Here is an 18,597-nt window from a genome sequence, read left to right as displayed (position 1 = left end):
AATAACATCAATAACACAAGTGAATGATCCTAAAATAATTGTGCTTATTAGGTAAAGGATATTATTAATTCTATTTGACCTGAAGGAATTTAGATGGCCGTACTTATTCCCCTGACTTGGATTTTTCCAGGGTAAATGAAAACTCAGATCCAACATGATACGTGCTGTCTACATAAATTTTCTCGTCATGTGCTTCGATAATATGTTTTACTATGGACAATCCCAGCCCAGAGCCTCCCTCTGTTCTTGCTCCGCTTTTATCTACTCTATAAAAACGTTCAAAAAGTCTTGGGATATTTTTTTTCTCAATTCCTTCTCCGTTATCGGTGACACGAACGATGACTTTTTCTGCTGTCAAATCCTCAATACTTACTTCGGTAGAACCCTTTAATTTTCCGTATTTGATTGAGTTTACAATAAGGTTCATCACCACTTGTTGTATTTTTTCCTGATCTCCAATGACCATAACGGGTTTGTTGTATTTCATGTCAAACATCAACAAAATATCTTTTTTAGATGCTTTCATTTCGAGCAAATCAAATACATTCTGAACGAGTTTAACGATGTCAAACTCGACAATTTCCAGATGCAAATCCCCTATTTCGAGTTTGGTAATCATGTCCAGATCCTGCACAATGTAGATCAGTCTTTCGACTCCTTTTTCGGCGCGTTCCAGGTATTTTTTTCGGATTGTTTTGTCATTCATGGCTCCGTCAAGTAAGGTTGACAGATAGCCCTGAACCATAAAAAGAGGTGTTTTTAGTTCGTGAGAGACATTTCCCAGAAATTCTCTCCGGTATTCCTCCCGAACTTTTAAGGTTTCAATTTCCAGCTTTTTGTCAGTAGCAAACTTCTTGACTTCCCTTGTAAGAGTCGCCATGTCAGTGGTTATGGGCTGGTTTCTGAAGGTGCTAGATTCTAATAAAGAAACGTCATCGTATATTTTTTTTACCTTTTTATAAATAAAACGCTCCACCCGATATTGAATCACTATAAATGAAAAAGTAGCAATCGAAATGGCAAAAATCAGGCTAAACTGGTAGGAAAAAGTAAAAAAAAGGTAAATCAGTAAACTTACCAATGCAGTAGAAAAAAGGGTAATATACAGGGCCGACTTTACGGCAAAACGATATGTTTTTTTAAAATTTATTGTCATTTATACTTCAAACTTATATCCCACTCCTTTTATTGTTTTGAACAACTCTTCGCCAATTTTTTCACGTAATTTTCTGATGTGAACATCTATGGTTCTACCACCAACAACTACTTCATTGCCCCACACTTTATCCAGAATTTCATCTCTTTTGAAAACTTTTCCCGGTTTTGAAGCCAATAAATAAAACAATTCAAATTCTTTTCTGGGTAAGGCAATTTCGATATTATCTTTTACAATTTTGTATTCCTCCCGATTGATTTCGATTCCACCAACATTAAGAGTTTCGCTATTTTGTTCTTTTTCTTTTAATCGGCGCAGTAAGGCTTTTACTTTACTGACTAATAATTTAGGCTTTATTGGTTTAGTGATGTAATCATCAGCTCCGGCATCAAAGCCCGCAACTTGAGAGTAATCTTCGCTTCTGGCGGTTAAAAAAGTTATGATTACATTACTGAGTTCCGGTATTTTTCTGATGTTCTCGCAAGCTTCCATGCCATCCATTTCCGGCATCATTACATCCATTATAATTAGGTCCGGCAATTCTTTTTTAGCGATTGCTATAGCCTCTTTCCCGTTTGTGGCAGTACTGATTTGATATCCCTCTTGAGAGAGATTATACCCTACAATTTCTAAGATATCCGGTTCATCGTCTACTAGTAGAATTTTAGTATTTTTTTTCTTCATAAAGCACCAAAAATTATTTTGAATTGTAAATGTAATCATAAATGAGCTATTGAAAAGCTGTTAACGGTAATTTAATATTGAAGCCTCTTTATGATGTAAAATAAAACATAATCATAACAAACCAATAACTTACATTTTACATTTCGGCTGTTACTTTGCAAAAAATTTAAACCAGATGAAATTCAAATTATTATTTTTAACGTTATTTATAACCGCTGTTTCTTTTTCACAGAACAAAGGAACTATAGCAGGTATCTTGACAGATAAGGATTCTAACAACCAATCATTACCATTTGCTAACGTTCTCATTAAAGGAACTAATATAGGAACAAATACTGATATTGATGGTAAATATGCCATAACAATACTTCCCGGAAAATATACTTTACAGTTTAGTTTTGTAGGATATGAATCTGTAGAAGTTCCTGTAACAGTAGTTGCTAATCAAACTGTAACATTAAACAAAACTTTAGGTTCCGGAAGCTACAAACTAGAAGATGTAGTGGTGCGATCTACTGTAAATAGAGAAAAGGAAACCGCTCTTTTATTAGATCAAAAACAAGCGGTCGTGATAAAACAAAGTATCGGTTCACAAGAAATGGCTCGTAAAGGGGTAAGCGATGTTGAGGAAGGATTAACGAAAATTACCGGAATTACAAAAGTAGACGGAAGAGGTTTATTTATTAGAGGTTTAGAAGACCGTTATAATAACTTGTTGATAAACGATCTACAATCCCCTTCTAATAGTCCTTTCAAAAAAATTATTCCTTTGGATTTATTTCCTACTGACGTTGTAGGAGTTTTAAATGTATACAAAACATTCAATCCTAATATTTCAGGAGATTTTGCTGGAGCGACTGTCAATATTGAAACACCTCAGCCGAAAAATATCACAAAATTGAATATTGGTTTTGGTTATACCACAAACAACAATCTTGAAGCATTTTTGCTGTCCAATGATGCAAATTCTACTAAAGGGTCTTTAGGAATGCTTGGGAATGACAGAGCACTTCCTAGTGCTTTTGGTTCTGTTCCTAACGGTGCAGAACTTTCTCCTTCAGAATATGAAAATGGTTTTGGTAAAAAATCATGGGACGTTAACAATACTAAAAGCCCCTTGAATTCAAGCATTGGATTTTTACATGCTCAAAAATTCAATCTTAAAAACGAAAGTAATATAAGTTACATTATGTCTTTCAATTTTGATAATAAATACTCTTACAGAGAAGGTGTAGACAGAACCTTCAACCTTGGACAGAGTAATTACGATAATAATTTATACAACAAGCAATATAGTTATCAGACTACTTTTTCTGGATTAGCTGGAATGAAATACAAAACAAACCGATTCAACTTAAACTTCAATACTTTTTTAATTAAAGCGACTGACAGTAAAATTCAAGATCAAATAGGATATGTTAATAGTGCTGCCAATATTACTGATAATCTAATACGAATGAACCAATATGAGGAATCTAAGTATTGGAATACACAATTATTTGGAGACTATAAGTTAACTGAAGATGGCAAACATTCCCTTAAAGCTGGAGGTTCTTATGTAAAGACTTCATTCCAACAGCCCGACCGAAAATTCATTACAGGACGAATAAATGACAATCAAATTGACATGATATACGGTGGTAATAATTTAAACCGTCAATATCTAGACGTAAAAGGAAACTTTTATTATTCGTCTCTCTTAGAATATAATTTAAAATTTGGAAATGAAGAAGAATCCAATAAATTATCAATAGGATATAATAGCTCCCTAAATGACATGCAGTCTACTTATCGCTTCTTTTCAGGGAAAAGCAGAACTAATACACAACCTTACACTGCAAATGTCAACACTGTTAGTGAGAATATTAATCAAGACATAAACAATGGAATTGTATATGTTAAAGAGGAATCCAATGGTGATTATAAAGTCAAATTAAATCAGTTCGTTAATGCGGGATACTTCAATTTGTTCATGAATATTGGAGAAAAATGGGATTTAAATGCTGGAATTAGAGCAGAAAGCTCTACTCGTGAAATAAAATATAGAGAGCAAGGCGATCCTTTTGGAAGCGCTTATCGCAAAAAAACTGATGACAAACTTGATATCTTACCATCAGTAAATGCAAAACGTATTTTGAATGAAAACAGCAACCTTAGACTTTCATTAGCAAAAACAATCACTAGACCTGTAGCTGTGGAGTTGTTGCCAATAAATTACATTAATGCTGACGGAACCTCTGAAAGTGGAAATAAAGATTTGAAGGATAGCGAAAACTACAACGTAGATTTTAAATACGAATTATTTCCTAATAATAAAGAAATGTTTGCAATAGGAGTATTTGGAAAAATGATTAATAATCCAATTGAAAGAGTATTCAAACCTACTGCGAATAGTGGTGGTCAGATTACTACTTTTAAAAACTCGCAGCAAGCCGTTATTTATGGTGCCGAAATAGAAATGCTAATCCAATTGAGCAGAATAAACGAATCGCTTTCTAATTTCTCTCTAGGTTTCAACACATCATTAATGAGTACTGATGTTAAAATTGATCTTAAAAAACAAGGAAATGAATTAGAAAACAGTACCAACCGTAAATTACAAGGTGCTTCAAGCTGGTTAATTAATTCTGATTTAAAGTATGATTTCATTCTTAACAAAGATTGGAAAAACTCTATGACCTTAGTGTATAACGTTTATGGAGATAGAATCTTTGCTGTAGGTTCTTCAGGAATTGATCATATCTACGAGAAATCTTTTAGTAAATTAGATTTTGTCTGGACAAATTCTATTTCTAAAAGTATTGAACTTAAATTTGGAATAGACAATATACTAAATCCAAGCTATAAAAAAGAGTTAGGAAGGAAAAGCACTTTGAACATTACTGAAGACTCTCTAGTTTTAAGAGAATTCAAAAAGGGTGTTGGGTTCTCCTTTACTATAGGGTATACGTTTTAAAAACCAAAAAAAGAGCTGTAACGGCTCTTTTTTTGGTTTTTATAGTAACGTAAACTTTACATCAAATTGATTGTTATATAATACTTTAGTAACAATTACATAACTAAATTACAAAAACTCTAGAGTAATTTTGATTAAAATAATAAACAAAAAAACTTATAATTTTAAATTATTAAAAATGAAAAAATTAGTATTTAGTCTTGCATTACTTACCTTGGTTTTTACAAGTTGCACATCAAGTGATAATGAAACAGTAACAACTACACCAACTGCAACAGGCGATATCACAGGTGACGTTACAACATCAAAAACCTACACTAAAGGTACTTACAAATTGATTGGAGCCGTAAGAATTAAAAGTGGTGCAACACTAACTTTTGAAGCGGGCTCAGTAATTACTGCTGACGTTACGGATGGTTCTGATGTTCTATTAGTAGAAAATGGAGGGAAATTAAATATTTCAGGTACAGCTGCAGAGCCTGTTGTCTTTACTGAAAAATCAAAAACTGCAGGTTCTTGGGGTGGTATTATCATGTTTGGTGATGCTCCAATTGTATCAGGAAAAACAAGTGACGGAACTCCGATTACAACAGCAACTTCTGAGGATGGTACAAATATTGTTTACGGAGGTACAAATGCATCACATAATGGTGGTTCATTAAAATATGTACGAGTAGAATACGCTGGTAAAAAGATTCTTGATGGAAATTCTGAGATGAATGGATTTTCATTTTATTCAGTAGGTTCCGGAACAGTTTTAGAAAATCTTGTAGCTTATAAAGGAGCCGATGATGGTTTTGAATTTTATGGAGGAACAGTAAGTGCTAAAAATCTAATTTCATACGGTAATACAGATGATTCTTTTGACTGGCAAGATGGATGGCAAGGTCAAGCAAATACTAACTGGTATGCTTATCAAACTGGAGCTGGAAATTTCGGAATGGAAATCGAATCGAAAAGTGTAAATAATTCATTTGGTCCTAAAGTATCAAACATCACTTTAAGAAGAGCCGCTGGAACTGTAACTGAGTCTGGCAATCCTACAGAAATAGATGCAATCCAATTTAAAAAAGAAGGAAACGGAGAATATTCTAATGTCGTAATTTCAGGATATACTAATTCTGTAACTTCCGGAACTACAACAACAAATGCCGTTGCCGTTAGAATTCAAGATGCTAATACGAACACAAATCAAGTTCTTTCAGGTAAAATAAAAATGTTGAATGTTAAAATTTCTGATAATACTCCATTATCTGGAGCTGGTGCAAGTACATTTACTGTAGCTTTCCCATCTGCAAACTACACAACAAGCACTTCAGCAACTGGAGCGGCATTAACTCCTGGAACATGGGCAATTGTTGATGGCGTTAATTTGTTAGGGAATTTGTAATTAACAATCCAATCGATTTATATCAAACATCCTGAAAATTCAGGATGTTTTTTTTTGGTATGCTTTTTGAAATATATTTTGTATATTTACTATTCAAATTAATCTGATGGCAAAAAACTACTTTTATACTATTACTTTATTGGTTTTTTTATTTTCCCTTGGCATTAGTGCTCAGGAAACTAAGCAACAACCAAAGACACAAGAAAACGTCTCAATTGAAGGATTAAGCTTGTACCCGAACCCTGTGAGTAATGGTAGAGTGTACATTTCTACAAAAAACGATTTTGATAAAGAAATTATCATCTTTGATGTTTTAGGAAAAAAAGTACTTCAAACCATATTGAGCTCAAAAGAACTAAATGTCTCTAATCTAACCTCTGGTGTTTACATCATCAAGATCAATGAAAAAGAAGCATCAGCGACCAGAAAATTAATCATCCGATAATTTCAAAAATACATCAGAAAAGCTCCAATCCTGTTGGGGCTTTTTTGTATAATGCTTAAACCAAATCAACTCCCAGATTCAAGTTTATACCATTCCGTTATTGGTTTGCCTTAAAATTTTTGATTACTTTTGCAAAAAAAATATTGATCACATCTTCCGATATATTTACCATTTCCAGTCAAAAACAGTTTGAGAAAATTGCTTTGAAAGTGTTTCGTTTCCAATACGAAAACAACTTGGTCTATCAGGAATTTTGCGATTTTTTAAAAACAGATCCTCACAAAGTAAAATCGCTACAACAAATTCCATTTTTACCGATTCAGTTTTTTAAGAGTCATGAAGTGGTTTCGAATACCAATCCCATTCAGGAAACTTTTACCAGCAGCGGAACCACAAGCCCCGTAGCCCATAAAGGGGGAAATTTGGATAAAAAAGTAATTCCCATAACTAGCAAACATTTAGTTACGGACGTCACTCTGTATGAAGAAAGTTACCGCAAAGGGTTTTCCGAATTTTATGGCAATATTGAAGATTATGTTGTTTTGGCCTTGCTTCCTTCCTATCTGGAACGGGAAGGATCTTCCTTAATTTACATGGTCAAGGATTTAATTGAACTTTCCAATCATCCTGAGAGTGGTTTTTACCTGCACAATCACGACGAACTGATTGCCAAGCTTATCGCTTTAGATCTAGCGGGTCAAAATGTAATCCTGATTGGGGTTACTTTTGCTTTATTGGACTTAATTGAAACCTTCAACGAAAAAAGTTCTTTTTTAGATAAAAAAAAGAAGGTTCGTGATGACCTTGGGCAAACAACTGAACTTTCAGAAAAAAAACATTCGTTTCAACTGCAGCACACCATTATCATGGAAACAGGCGGCATGAAAGGAAAACGTAAAGAAATGATTCGAGAAGAACTACACGAACAATTGTGTAAAGGATTTGGCGTTTCAGCCATACATTCTGAATATGGAATGACCGAGTTGCTTTCGCAAGCGTATTCCTTAGGAAACGGCGTATTTGAATGCCCTTCTTGGATACAAATCCTTGTTCGCGATACCGAAGATGCGTTAACTTACATTCCAGACGGAAAAACAGGCGGAATCAACGTGATTGATTTAGCTAACATCAATTCCTGTTCCTTTATTGCTACGCAGGATTTGGGCAAAAAAAATCCCAACAACTCTTTTGAAGTATTGGGACGTTTTGATAATTCTGATATTCGAGGTTGTAATTTGATGGTCTTGTAAAAAGGTTAATCGTTAATTTATTTCATCGGTTAACCAAATTAACGAGCAAAATTTCATAAATAATTCTGTAATCTCCAACACGAATTCTATATCCTTTTCTTCCTTTCAATTTTCTATACCCTTGCGGCCGTGGATTTTCAGCTAAATCATAGATTTGCTTTTTGATTGCTGAATAGTGAGGCTCATTAATTTTGATTAAAGCTTTCAAAACTTTATTTCGAAATTCGATAGCATAAGCCATTACTTCGCTAATTTGCGCTTTTCTTCAATAATTTTAAAAGCTTCGTCTATAGAAATTCGATAACCGTCATCCTCTTTTTTGGCTTCATCATAAAGACGTACATCTTCTAAATCTTCCAATTTTTCAATCAATTTATTATATTTCTTGATAGGCAATACAACTGCGGTTCTATTTCCTTTTTCGTCAGTTAAAAATTGAGTTTCCATAGCTTTTCGTTATTTCAAGTAAAGTTATACAATTATTTAACCCGAAGCACAAAATAATTTTTCTTACCGCTTTGCAATAATACAAATTGATTGTTGATTAAATCTTTGTTCGAAAGCGAGAATTCTTCGGTTACTTTTTCTTTATTTACTGAAATAGAATTAGCTGTCAAAGCGCGTCTTGCTTCGCCATTCGATTTTAGAAATCCTGTTTTTTCGTTTAGAACATCAACAATATTGATTCCTGATTCAATCTCATTTCTATTGATTTCCGCTTGAGGAACACCATCAAAAACATCTAAGAAAGTAGCTTCGTTCAATTGCTTCAAATCATCTGAAGTGGAATTTCCGAACAAAATATTCGATGCTTTTATGGCGTTTTCTAAGTCTTCTGCTGAATGTACCAATACCGTAGTTTCTTCGGCCAAACGTTTTTGTAACAAACGTAAATGCGGTGCTTCTTTATGTTTTTCAGTTAAAACCTCAATTTCATCTTTGGATAAAAAAGTAAAAATCTTAATGTATTTCTCCGCATCAACATCCGAAGTGTTCAACCAATATTGGTAAAATTTATAAGGAGAAGTTCTAACGGCATCCAACCAAATATTTCCTCCTTCAGATTTTCCAAACTTGGTTCCATCCGCTTTTGTAATCAACGGACAAGTCAATGCATACGCTTTTCCACTCGCTATTCTACGCACTAATTCAGTTCCCGTGGTGATATTTCCCCATTGGTCACTTCCACCCATTTGCAACGTACAATTCTTTTCTCTGTACAAATGCAAAAAGTCATACCCTTGAACCAATTGGTACGTAAACTCAGTAAATGACATTCCTTCGGCAGCTTCAGAAGACAAACGTTTCTTCACAGAATCTTTGGACATCATATAATTTACCGTAATGTGCTTTCCAATATCCCGAATGAAATCGAGAAAAGAAAAATTCTTCATCCAATCGTAATTATTCACTAATTCCGCCGCATTTGGCGCATCGGAAGTAAAATCCAGAAAACGAGCCAATTGTCCTTTTATCGCTTCTTGATTGTGACGCAAGGTCGCTTCGTCCAATAAATTTCTTTCATTTGATTTTCCGGACGGATCACCAATCATTCCTGTTGCACCACCCACTAACGCTAATGGTTTATGTCCCGATAGTTGAAAATGTTTCAACAACATCACACCCACCAAATGTCCTATATGCAATGAATCGGCAGTTGGGTCAATTCCCACATACGCCACACGCATTTGTTCCATCAAATGTTCTTCTGTGCCGGGCATAACATCGTGGAGCATTCCTCTCCAAGTTACTTCTTCAATAAAATTCTTCATCTTTTTAATCAATTTCCACAAAGATAAAATTTATTGTGGATTCGGTTATTTGTTTAATAGGTTATTCGAAAAAAATTATTCGTATTTTCGTAGCATGATTTTAGTCACAGGAGGAACGGGTTTAGTAGGCACGCATTTATTGCTTCATTTAATTGATAATGGTAAAAAAGTACGTGCTATTTATCGAAGTGCCGCCTCGATGGAGAAAACGAAATCCCTATTTGCCATCTACAAAAAGGAATCGTTATTCGAGCAAATCGAATGGATTCCCGCAGATATTACCGAAATCCCTTCGTTAGAAATCGCCTTCCAGAATATTAATTCCGTCTACCATTGTGCCGCTTTGATTTCCTTTGATCCAAAAGATGAAGATGCTTTGCGAAAAACAAACATTGAAGGCACCGCAAATATTGTGAATTTTTGTATCGCTTATAAAATAAAAAAACTGTGTTTTGTAAGTTCCATTGCCACTTTGGGTGATTTGCTGCCTCATGAAAAATTCATCACCGAAGAAACCGAATGGAATCCGGAAAAGTACCATACTGATTATGCTATTTCTAAATATGGTGCCGAAATGGAAATCTGGCGCGGACAACAAGAAGGTTTAGATGTGATAATTGTAAATCCAGGCATCATTCTCGGGCCTGTCCCGAAGTTTCGGGATTGGGAGCAAGGAAGCGGACAACTTTTTACGAAAGTAAAAAAGGGACTGCAATTTTACACGCTAGGTTCAACCGGATTTGTTGCCGTTACTGATGTGGTCCGAATTGCACATCAATTGATGCAAAGCGAAATCAAGAATGAACGCTTTACCTTGATTGCAGAAAACAGTGTTTACCGGGACATCCTGAATACTATGGCGGATGCATTGGGCGTGAAACGACCTGAAACTCATGCAAAACCCTTTTTCATGGAAATTCTCTGGAGATTGGATTGGTGCGTTTCTACTATTTTTCAACAAAAGAGAAAATTATCGCACGCTACCGCAAAAGCTTCCTACTCGAAAAACAGGTATTCCAATGAAAAGATTAAAAACAGATTAAAAACAGATTTTACAAATATCACCGACTACATAAAAGACATTTCAGCGCTTTAAAAGGGCGCTTCATTCTGTTTTAATCGCGAAGTATCCTTAACAATTACAGGCGTTTTTTTCTTTTTCAAAAGAAGGGATTTCTTTTTCTTTTTATCTATGGTAAGTAAAGAATCAACTTGTTTTTTGTTATCCTCCAATCGTTGGGTCATTTGCTCAAACATCACTTTGTAACCCTCATAATCGGACGCATAATAAATATTACTTTTGGCAAACTGCAGGCTGTCAATTTTATATTTTTTATAAATATATTGTGTAGGATTTATTTTGAACGTGTCCAGGGAGGCTGGATTTTGGTATTTTATCGCTTCTAAAACAGACAAATCATACATCACATTTATCATAACGTCTTTATCAATAAGCCGTTCCGGTTTTTTGACTACTTCCTCTTTACAACCTAATAAGAGAGTCCCGATCGCTAAAAATGCTATAATTTTTTTCATTTATCAAAAATTTATCTTTCAAACAACAACCGTTTGCCCACACGAATGTCTTTTACCTTAAATGCGTTATATACTAATTGTCCATTTACAAAAGTATGGGTAATTCTGGACTTAAAAGTAAAACCTTCAAATGGTGACCACCCACATTTAGCCATAATATTTTCTTTCTTAACACTCCACGGCAAACCTGAATTTACGATCACTAAATCCGCATAATAGCCTTCTTTAATGAAACCACGTTTTTCTATTTTGAAAATCTTTGCCGGATTATGACACATTTTTTCCACAATTTTCTCCACGCTAATTTTACCTTGATGAAAGGCTTCAAACATAGCCACAACAGCGTGTTGAACCAGAGGCCCACCGGAAGGCGCATTCAAATACGATTGTTTTTTTTCTTTTAATGTGTGTGGCGCATGATCTGTGGCAATCACATCGATTCTATCATCCAGCAAGGCTTCCCAAAGCACTTTCCGGTCATTCGCAGTTTTTACCGCGGGATTCCACTTGATCAGATTGCCTTTGGTTGCATAATCATCATTGGTAAACCACAAATGATGGATACAAACCTCAGCTGTGATTTTCTTGTCTTCCAATGGAATTTTATTGGTAAACAAATCCATTTCTTTAGCAGTTGAAAGGTGAAAAACATGCAAACGCGCTCCTGTTTTCTTTGCCAGCGCAACCGCTTTGGAAGACGAAATATAACACGCTTCCTCACTGCGGATCAGGTGATGTGCGGTAATGGGAACATCTTCTCCATACTCTGCTTTGTATTTTGCTAAATTATTTTGGATAGTCGTTTCATCCTCGCAATGTACCGCGATAAGCAGTGGTGTACTGGAAAATATTTTTTCTAATGTGGCTTCATTATCCACCAGCATATTTCCCGTTGAGGATCCTAAAAATATTTTGATTCCGGCAACATTCTTTGGATTTGTTTTTAGAACCTCTTCTAAATTATCATTGGTTGCACCCATCATAAACGAATAATTCGCATACGATTTTTGGGCAGCCAACTCGTATTTTTGTTCTAATATTTCTTGGGTAACCGCATTTGGAACCGTGTTCGGCTGTTCAATAAAGGACGTAATTCCCCCTGCAATTGCGGCCTTAGATTCGGATTCGATGTCGCCTTTGTGCGTGAGTCCTGGTTCTCTAAAATGCACCTGATCATCAATGGCTCCGGGAATTAAATAATTTCCCTCGGCATCAATGATTTTACATTCAGAGGATTTAGCGCTGATGCTTTCTGCAATTTCAACAATAAGGTCATTCTCAATTAACAAATCACCTTCAAAAATGACTCCTTCATTTACTATTTTGGCATTCTTTATTAAAACCCTGTTCATCGTATTTTTTTCTTATAATGTATTGAAAAGTCTTTTTAATCTAAGCGAAATAACTCCAAAAACGGCTTCAATAATTATTGAATTACTCATTTTGGATTGCCCCTTGGTTCTATCAGTGAAAATAATTGGAACCTCTACGATTTGAAAATTCTTACAATATGTTCTATATTTCATTTCAATTTGAAAGGCATACCCAACGAATTTAATGGAATTTAAATGGATTTCTTCTAAAACTTTTCTTTTGTAACAGACAAACCCAGCGGTAGCATCATGAATTTTCATTCCGGTAATCATGCGCACATAAACAGAGGCAAAATATGACATTAGCACCCGGCTTAAAGGCCAGTTCACCACATTGACACCGGTTACATATCTAGATCCAATTGCTAAATCAGCATCCCCAAAATGACAGGCACTGTACAATTTTTCTAAATCATTGGGATTATGAGAAAAATCGGCATCCATTTCAAAAATATATTCATATCGGCGCTCCAATGCCCATCTGAATCCATGTACATAAGCCGTTCCCAAACCTGATTTCTTTTTTCTTTTCTCTAAAAACAACCTGCCTGCAAATTCTCTCTGAAGCAAAACAACCTTATCAGCAGTGTGATCTGGTGAATTATCATCAATAATAAGCACATGAAAGGGTTTGTGTTGAGAAAGCACCGATCGGATAATGCTTTCTATATTTTCAATTTCGTTATAGGTAGGAATTATAACAATACAATCATTCATATTTAGGCTAATTTCACCGCAAAAGTAAACTTTTTATGCCACTTGATCCTTAATAAAATTATAATAAAAAGAATGGCATAAAAATTAGTAATTTTGCACTGTTATGATAGAAACCATACTTCATCCAAGAATAACAGAGAACAAAGACTGGGCGACCGTACTTTTTGTGCTGTCATTTGCTATTATTGCTATTACTAGATCCATTTTCGAAAATCGTTTTGGTGATTTTGCGAACCTTATTTTCTCCAATAAATACACCAAAGTATACCGTGACAGCAGTCATCTCAAAAGCGGATTCACTGTTGCTTTATTTTTGGTTCAAATCATCTCCCTTGCGTTCTTCATCCAAATTGCATTGAGCTATTTTGGCCCTGTTTCAAAAACGGACTGGTTGCTTTATATTCAAATATTTACGTTCTTGATCTTCTTCGTTTTAGCAAAGTATTTAATCGAAAAAATAATTGCAACCTCATTCAATATTGAAGAATTTATGGAGCAGTTCAACCTTCAAAAGGTAACTTACAGGACCTATATTGGATTAATCATACTGCCATTCAATATTATTTTGTTTTATAACGACACAATCTCAATAAATATTCCATTATTAATTATAGGCATTATATTGACAATCAATGTTATAACTTATTTTATTTCAATAAAAAATTATCAAAATTTAATAATCGGTAAGTTGTTTTATTTTATTTTATATCTTTGCGCTCTCGAAATAGCTCCCTATTATTTCATGTATTATTGGTTCACAAAAGGGAGTGCTTAGAAAACGTTAAAATATGAAAGTGAAAACAATTTTGGTATCACAACCAGAGCCTAAAGTGGAAAATTCCCCATACTTTGAACTTCAACAAAAGCATAAAGTAAAAATTGATTTCAGGCCTTTTATTCATGTAGAAGGAGTTAATGCAAAAGAGATCCGCCTTCAAAAAATTGATCTTAATCATTACACCGCAATTATTTTAACCAGTAGAAATGCAGTAGACCACTTTTTCAGAGTGGCCGAAGAAATGCGATTTAAAGTACCCGAGGGATTAAAATATTTCTGCCAATCAGAAGCAGTCGCTTTTTACCTGCAAAAATATGTGGTATATCGAAAACGGAAAATTTACGTTGGACCAAAAGACTTTGCCGATTTATCCCCACTGATTAAAAAATACAAAGACGAAAAATTCTTATTACCTGCTTCAGATCAACTCAATGCGGATGCTCCAATAACGCTGGACGCCTTAAAAGTAGACTGGACTCCCGCTATTTTTTACAAAACAGTGATGAGCGATTTGTCTGATTTAGCCGATGTATATTATGATGTTTTGGCCTTCTTTAGTCCAACCGGAATAAAATCATTGTTCATGAATTTTCCGGAATTTGAACAAAACAATACTCGAATTGCTGTTTTTGGCAGTACCACCCAAAAAGAAGCTTTGGATCATGGCTTAAGAATCGATATTCTTGCGCCAACCCCGGAAACTCCCTCGATGACAATGGCTTTAGAGAAATATGTTATGGAAGCCAACAAAGGAAAATAAAAAATTACTTTTCGAAATAAAATCAAAAAAGCCATTCGCAATCCGAATGGCTTTTTTGATAATACAAAATCTAAAATTCCGTTGTGGTTCTTTATCGTGTATTACTGATACATATAAATTAGTACTACTGTCAGTTCGAGCACAATCGAAAATCATTTTAGCATCCAGACTGCGCTCAATATCACATAAAACTCAACAAATACTAAATTTAATCGTTTTTTTTTTAAATTTGATTTTCAATTCAAACTAAATTTAATAGTTTAGTTTAAAACAACAACCTATGAAAATCAATTCACTAGTAGTAGAAATTGACGGTATCGATAAAGAAATCTTGCGCGACTTGATGGAAGATGCCCGAAAGCCAATTCTTCAAATCGCCAATAAAATTGGAATTTCCGGAGCTGCGATTCATCAACGTTTGCGAAAACTGGAACAATCCGGCGTTATTTCGGGATCAAAATTTACGGTAAACAATAAAATTTTGGGCTATAACACGATGGCTTTTGTTGGAATTTATCTGGACAAAGCGGCTAGAAATCCAGAGGCGGTACGTGATCTAAAAAAAATTCCTGAAGTACTAGAATGCCATTATACGACAGGAAACTGGTCTATTCTTATTAAAATAATTTGTCGAGATAACGAACATTTAATGCAATTACTCAATACCAAAATCCAAGCGATAGAAGGCGTTTCCAGAACAGAAACTTTTATTTCTCTGGACCAACAAATTGAAAGACAAATTCAATTGTAGCACCACTTTTATCCCTTTGTGACTCCATGAACTTTGTTATTTCTGCGTAGGATAAATCATACACTCCGAATAACTTGATGAGATTTCTTCTCCGTCGAGATGAAATAGAGGCAAAAAAATCCGTCTTGTTCTTACACAAGACGGATTTGTATTTTTTTAGCAAACATCTAATTCCTTCTTCCGCCCATATAAATCGAAACATAATACAAGAGTGTCGCGATGGATCCTAAAGCAGCCACAACATACGTTCTAGCAGCCCATTTAAGCGAATCTTTGGCTCCCGCTTGTTCTTGCTGTGTCAGCATTCTTTTGTTTTCTAACCAAGCCAACGCCCGATTACTCGCATCATATTCGACCGGCAAAGTAACTATAGAGAATAAAGTAGTTGCTGCAAAAATGATAATTCCCACCAGTAGTAATTGCGGAAAAGTCTTCATCATCAAGATTCCTCCTAGCAAGATCCACTGCATATACGTAGAGGCTACATTTACCACCGGCACTAATTTAGATCGCATTGTCAGCCACTGATACCCTACAGCGTGTTGCACCGCATGTCCACATTCGTGAGCCGCAACAGCTGCCGCTGCCGCATTTCTTTGGTTGTAAACGGCCTCGCTTAAATTCACAGTTTTGTCAGATGGATTATAATGATCCGTCAAACGTCCCGGTGTAGAGATTACTCGTACATCACGAATCCCGTTATCGGCAAGCATTTTCTCGGCGATTTCAGCACCGGACATTCCGTTTTGCAATTGCAATTTAGAATAATGTTCAAATTTGCTTTTTAGTCTTGAACTAACTAACCAGCTGAAAAGCATGATTGCTCCGGCAAGAATCAAATAACCCATTCCCATATTTTTGTTTTTTAATTGTATTGTTTAAAATAAAACATCAAATTTTGAACCATTTTTTTACAATGTCAAAATGGCACAAGAAAATAGCAACAACATTATTCATTAACACTCAACTGCTTATTCACAGCTTCAAATTTAACGATCAAACCGTTGACTCTAGCCTGCTCTTTTTTGATTTCTTTTGGTCTTAAATAAAACCAAGTAAACCCAATCCACCCCAACATTACTACATAAGTGAAAATTCCCCAAAATATTGTCATACGGGATGTGTATTCATACATATACAAACATAACCCGGATCCAAGCAGTATAAAATACAAACTCAACATGGTAGATTGCAAAAAATGCTGTTTTGTTTTAATCGAAATTAATTTTTGCAGGTATTCACTATTACTTTGGGTGCCATCAATAGTTTTATAAAATGAAACTAATTTATTGTAGACGAATAAATAAAGCATCATAGCAAAAACGGCTAAAATGATTCCGATTTTGGTTGAAATAAATTCAGGCTGATAATGATACCAGATAAAAATAATAAATACACTTGTTGCGATAAGCAGCACATTTGTTATAACTAATTTTCGCAGACTCACTCTCTTGAAATGTTTCAGTTTAGAAAGCAATTCTTCTATATTTGGCGGACTTACAGCCTGTTGTCTCCACAAATCTTTAAAGTCTATATTATTGTCCATTTTCTTTAAACTTTTGAGTTAATTTTTCTTTTATCCTATGAATTTTTACTCTTGTATTAGCCTCTGATAGCCCAACAATATTGGCAATTTCTGCTTGTTTTACTTCTTCCAGTTCTAGTGAAATAATGATACGATCAATTTCTGGCAATTCGGCAATGCATTTGTACAAAAATTGAATCTGAGGTTCTGGCGAATAGTGCTTTTCTTCTGTAATATGTATTGGAAGTTCTGACTTGGGAAATCGTTTTTCTTTATCAATTTGTCTCAAGCAATTATTAGATGCAATACGGAAAATCCAAGTTCCAATACTGGCTTCATTTCTAAATGTGTGGAGTTTTTGCCAAACGATTATAAATGTTTCCTGCGCAATGTCCTGTGCTATGTCATAATCATTTACATAACCCATGCACAGGCGAAAAACCTTCTGCCAATAGGATTTGTATAACTGTTCAAACTCCATTATTATGATTTTATAAAGTTATTTAGTTGTGCTAAGTACCATTCTTTATCATCATACATAATAAAGTGTAACCCTTTGTTTGAATATTGAAAACTCGCAGTTTCTAAGTTTTTATATTGTGCCTCTATAGGCCTTTTATAATTTGAAAAACCAAATTCTAATAATATTAATGAAGGGCATTTTATATTCCCAATTTTTTCTCTCAAATCGGTATTGGAAAAATCACAATACATTTCTCCAAAAGTTTTTCTGTCTGATTTCATGCTCCACCTAATTGCTTCATCTTGTTTTGTAGCATCTGCTAAAAGCATTGCTATATTTCTTTTTTGCATTTGATAAAATTCATCTTCAGACATAGCCGTTATTTGATTGAGCATTGACGTGCAATCATTATTTACTTGTGATTTAAAAGAAGGATCTCTCAAAGCTGCCAAACAAGGAAGCGCATCAACAACTGCAATTTTGTTTATTAATTCCGGATAATCCGAAGCAATAGCCAACGCAAGTCCTCCACCCATACTGTGACCAACTAGAATTGGTTTTTCGATTTTGTTCGCTTTTATGTAGTTCACAATTTCTGTTTCCCAATTTTCAAATGTAGCATTTGGTTGTGGTTTACCCCCCGCAAAACCAGCCATTGTAAAAGTGTAACAAGTAAACTCTTTTTCAAAATTAGATTTTGTTTCATTCCAGACATCTCCAGAACTGGCAAATCCAGGCAGAAATATTATGGATTGTTTTCCCTTTCCTGTTTTGGCAATTTCAAACGGATACGATTTAGTTTGCCCAAATACATTTAAACACAATGCTGTAAATAATAGAGCGATAACCAAGAAGAGATACTTTTTCATTTTAATAGATTTAAGTTGTTAAATGATCCAATTTGCTTTTTAGATACAGGATCTATTAAAATGTTACAAAAGTTAAAAGTAATTTTTAATTTTCTGTTTATTAGCTGTTTGCAAAACAAAAAAAATCCTAATTCTAAAATTTAGGATTAGGATTGATTATATACTGTGGACA

The 18,597-nt window shown here is 34.6% G+C and carries 20 protein-coding genes; 8 read left to right on the top strand and 12 right to left on the bottom strand.

The features are described 5' to 3' along the window. Window positions 1-103: 103 nt before the first annotated feature. Complete coding sequence (locus EKL98_RS02430) at window positions 104-1,156, bottom strand: sensor histidine kinase (RefSeq protein ID WP_126457593.1); 1,053 nt, start codon at window positions 1,154-1,156, stop codon at window positions 104-106. Then, window positions 1,157-1,840 carry a response regulator transcription factor gene (locus EKL98_RS02425; protein ID WP_126561499.1) on the bottom strand — a complete coding sequence of 228 codons (684 nt, stop codon included), beginning with the start codon at window positions 1,838-1,840 and terminating at the stop codon, window positions 1,157-1,159. A 175-nt stretch (window positions 1,841-2,015) separates the two neighbouring features. Here EKL98_RS02425 and EKL98_RS02420 point away from each other — a divergent pair, with 175 nt between their 5' ends. The 4 genes from EKL98_RS02420 (at window position 2,016) to EKL98_RS02405 (ending at window position 7,881) form a co-directional block, all read left to right on the top strand. Then, window positions 2,016-4,796, top strand: a complete 2,781-nt coding sequence (locus EKL98_RS02420; RefSeq protein WP_126561448.1) for a TonB-dependent receptor — start codon at window positions 2,016-2,018, stop codon at window positions 4,794-4,796. Between the two features lie 178 nt (window positions 4,797-4,974). Beyond that, window positions 4,975-6,186 carry a hypothetical protein gene (locus EKL98_RS02415; RefSeq protein ID WP_126457595.1) on the top strand — a complete coding sequence of 404 codons (1,212 nt, stop codon included), beginning with the start codon at window positions 4,975-4,977 and terminating at the stop codon, window positions 6,184-6,186. A 106-nt stretch (window positions 6,187-6,292) separates the two neighbouring features. Then, window positions 6,293-6,631: a T9SS type A sorting domain-containing protein gene (locus EKL98_RS02410; protein ID WP_126561447.1), complete on the top strand. Its 339-nt coding sequence runs from the start codon at window positions 6,293-6,295 to the stop codon at window positions 6,629-6,631. Between the two features lie 143 nt (window positions 6,632-6,774). After that, entirely contained in the window at window positions 6,775-7,881 is a 1,107-nt protein-coding gene (locus EKL98_RS02405; protein WP_199740674.1) for a LuxE/PaaK family acyltransferase, read from the top strand. A gap of 22 nt (window positions 7,882-7,903) precedes the next feature. Here the strand turns inward: EKL98_RS02405 and EKL98_RS02400 are convergent, their stop codons facing one another. The 3 genes from EKL98_RS02400 to tyrS are packed head-to-tail and all read right to left on the bottom strand — an operon-like array spanning window position 7,904 to window position 9,653. After that, the gene (locus EKL98_RS02400; RefSeq protein ID WP_126561446.1) at window positions 7,904-8,122 is read right to left on the bottom strand and encodes a type II toxin-antitoxin system RelE family toxin; all 219 of its coding nucleotides are present in this window, start codon (window positions 8,120-8,122) and stop codon (window positions 7,904-7,906) included. Continuing rightward, window positions 8,122-8,328 carry a hypothetical protein gene (locus tag EKL98_RS02395; protein ID WP_126457598.1) on the bottom strand — a complete coding sequence of 69 codons (207 nt, stop codon included), beginning with the start codon at window positions 8,326-8,328 and terminating at the stop codon, window positions 8,122-8,124. The genes EKL98_RS02400 and EKL98_RS02395 overlap by 1 nt, the downstream gene beginning before the upstream one ends. 32 nt (window positions 8,329-8,360) lie before the next feature. Further along, entirely contained in the window at window positions 8,361-9,653 is a 1,293-nt protein-coding gene (tyrS, locus tag EKL98_RS02390; RefSeq protein WP_126457599.1) for a tyrosine--tRNA ligase, read from the bottom strand. A 94-nt stretch (window positions 9,654-9,747) separates the two neighbouring features. Between tyrS and EKL98_RS02385 the strand changes: the two genes are divergently transcribed. Next, the gene (locus EKL98_RS02385) at window positions 9,748-10,749 is read left to right on the top strand and encodes an NAD-dependent epimerase/dehydratase family protein (protein WP_126561445.1); all 1,002 of its coding nucleotides are present in this window, start codon (window positions 9,748-9,750) and stop codon (window positions 10,747-10,749) included. On the opposite strand, the gene EKL98_RS02380 is transcribed toward EKL98_RS02385, so the two are convergent. The 3 genes from EKL98_RS02380 to EKL98_RS02370 are packed head-to-tail and all read right to left on the bottom strand — an operon-like array spanning window position 10,746 to window position 13,279. Beyond that, entirely contained in the window at window positions 10,746-11,189 is a 444-nt protein-coding gene (locus EKL98_RS02380; protein ID WP_126561444.1) for a DUF4296 domain-containing protein, read from the bottom strand. The two genes, EKL98_RS02385 and EKL98_RS02380, sit on opposite strands and share 4 nt — an antisense overlap. Before the next feature lie 11 nt (window positions 11,190-11,200). Then, entirely contained in the window at window positions 11,201-12,541 is a 1,341-nt protein-coding gene (locus EKL98_RS02375; RefSeq protein WP_126457602.1) for a dihydroorotase, read from the bottom strand. Window positions 12,542-12,553: 12 nt separating this feature from the next. Next, window positions 12,554-13,279, bottom strand: a complete 726-nt coding sequence (locus EKL98_RS02370; RefSeq protein ID WP_126554000.1) for a polyprenol monophosphomannose synthase — start codon at window positions 13,277-13,279, stop codon at window positions 12,554-12,556. Between the two features lie 103 nt (window positions 13,280-13,382). Here EKL98_RS02370 and EKL98_RS02365 point away from each other — a divergent pair, with 103 nt between their 5' ends. From EKL98_RS02365 to EKL98_RS02355, 3 genes are all read left to right on the top strand, one after another. Further along, a complete protein-coding gene (locus tag EKL98_RS02365; RefSeq protein ID WP_126457604.1) occupies window positions 13,383-14,054 on the top strand; it encodes a DUF4271 domain-containing protein in 672 nt (223 codons plus the stop codon). Window positions 14,055-14,067: 13 nt separating this feature from the next. Further along, window positions 14,068-14,817, top strand: coding sequence for a uroporphyrinogen-III synthase (locus EKL98_RS02360; RefSeq protein WP_126457605.1), 750 nt, complete (start codon window positions 14,068-14,070; stop codon window positions 14,815-14,817). Window positions 14,818-15,097: 280 nt separating this feature from the next. After that, on the top strand, window positions 15,098-15,568 hold the full coding sequence (locus EKL98_RS02355) for an Lrp/AsnC ligand binding domain-containing protein (RefSeq protein ID WP_126457606.1): 471 nt from the start codon (window positions 15,098-15,100) through the stop codon (window positions 15,566-15,568). 167 nt (window positions 15,569-15,735) lie between these two features. On the opposite strand, the gene EKL98_RS02350 is transcribed toward EKL98_RS02355, so the two are convergent. The 4 genes from EKL98_RS02350 to EKL98_RS02335 form a co-directional block, all read right to left on the bottom strand. Next, the gene (locus tag EKL98_RS02350) at window positions 15,736-16,422 is read right to left on the bottom strand and encodes a zinc metallopeptidase (protein WP_185964876.1); all 687 of its coding nucleotides are present in this window, start codon (window positions 16,420-16,422) and stop codon (window positions 15,736-15,738) included. Between the two features lie 95 nt (window positions 16,423-16,517). Beyond that, entirely contained in the window at window positions 16,518-17,114 is a 597-nt protein-coding gene (locus tag EKL98_RS02345; RefSeq protein WP_126457607.1) for a hypothetical protein, read from the bottom strand. Then, window positions 17,104-17,574: an RNA polymerase sigma factor gene (locus EKL98_RS02340; RefSeq protein ID WP_126457608.1), complete on the bottom strand. Its 471-nt coding sequence runs from the start codon at window positions 17,572-17,574 to the stop codon at window positions 17,104-17,106. Before EKL98_RS02340 ends, EKL98_RS02345 begins: the two co-directional genes overlap by 11 nt. 2 nt (window positions 17,575-17,576) lie before the next feature. Then, window positions 17,577-18,425: an alpha/beta fold hydrolase gene (locus EKL98_RS02335; RefSeq protein ID WP_126561443.1), complete on the bottom strand. Its 849-nt coding sequence runs from the start codon at window positions 18,423-18,425 to the stop codon at window positions 17,577-17,579. Between the last annotated feature and the right edge of the window lie 172 nt (window positions 18,426-18,597).

Source organism: Flavobacterium bomense (assembly GCF_003970355.1).
The sequence above is the reverse complement of the archived record's forward strand: the minus strand, read 5'-3'. Positions and strand labels throughout refer to the sequence as shown.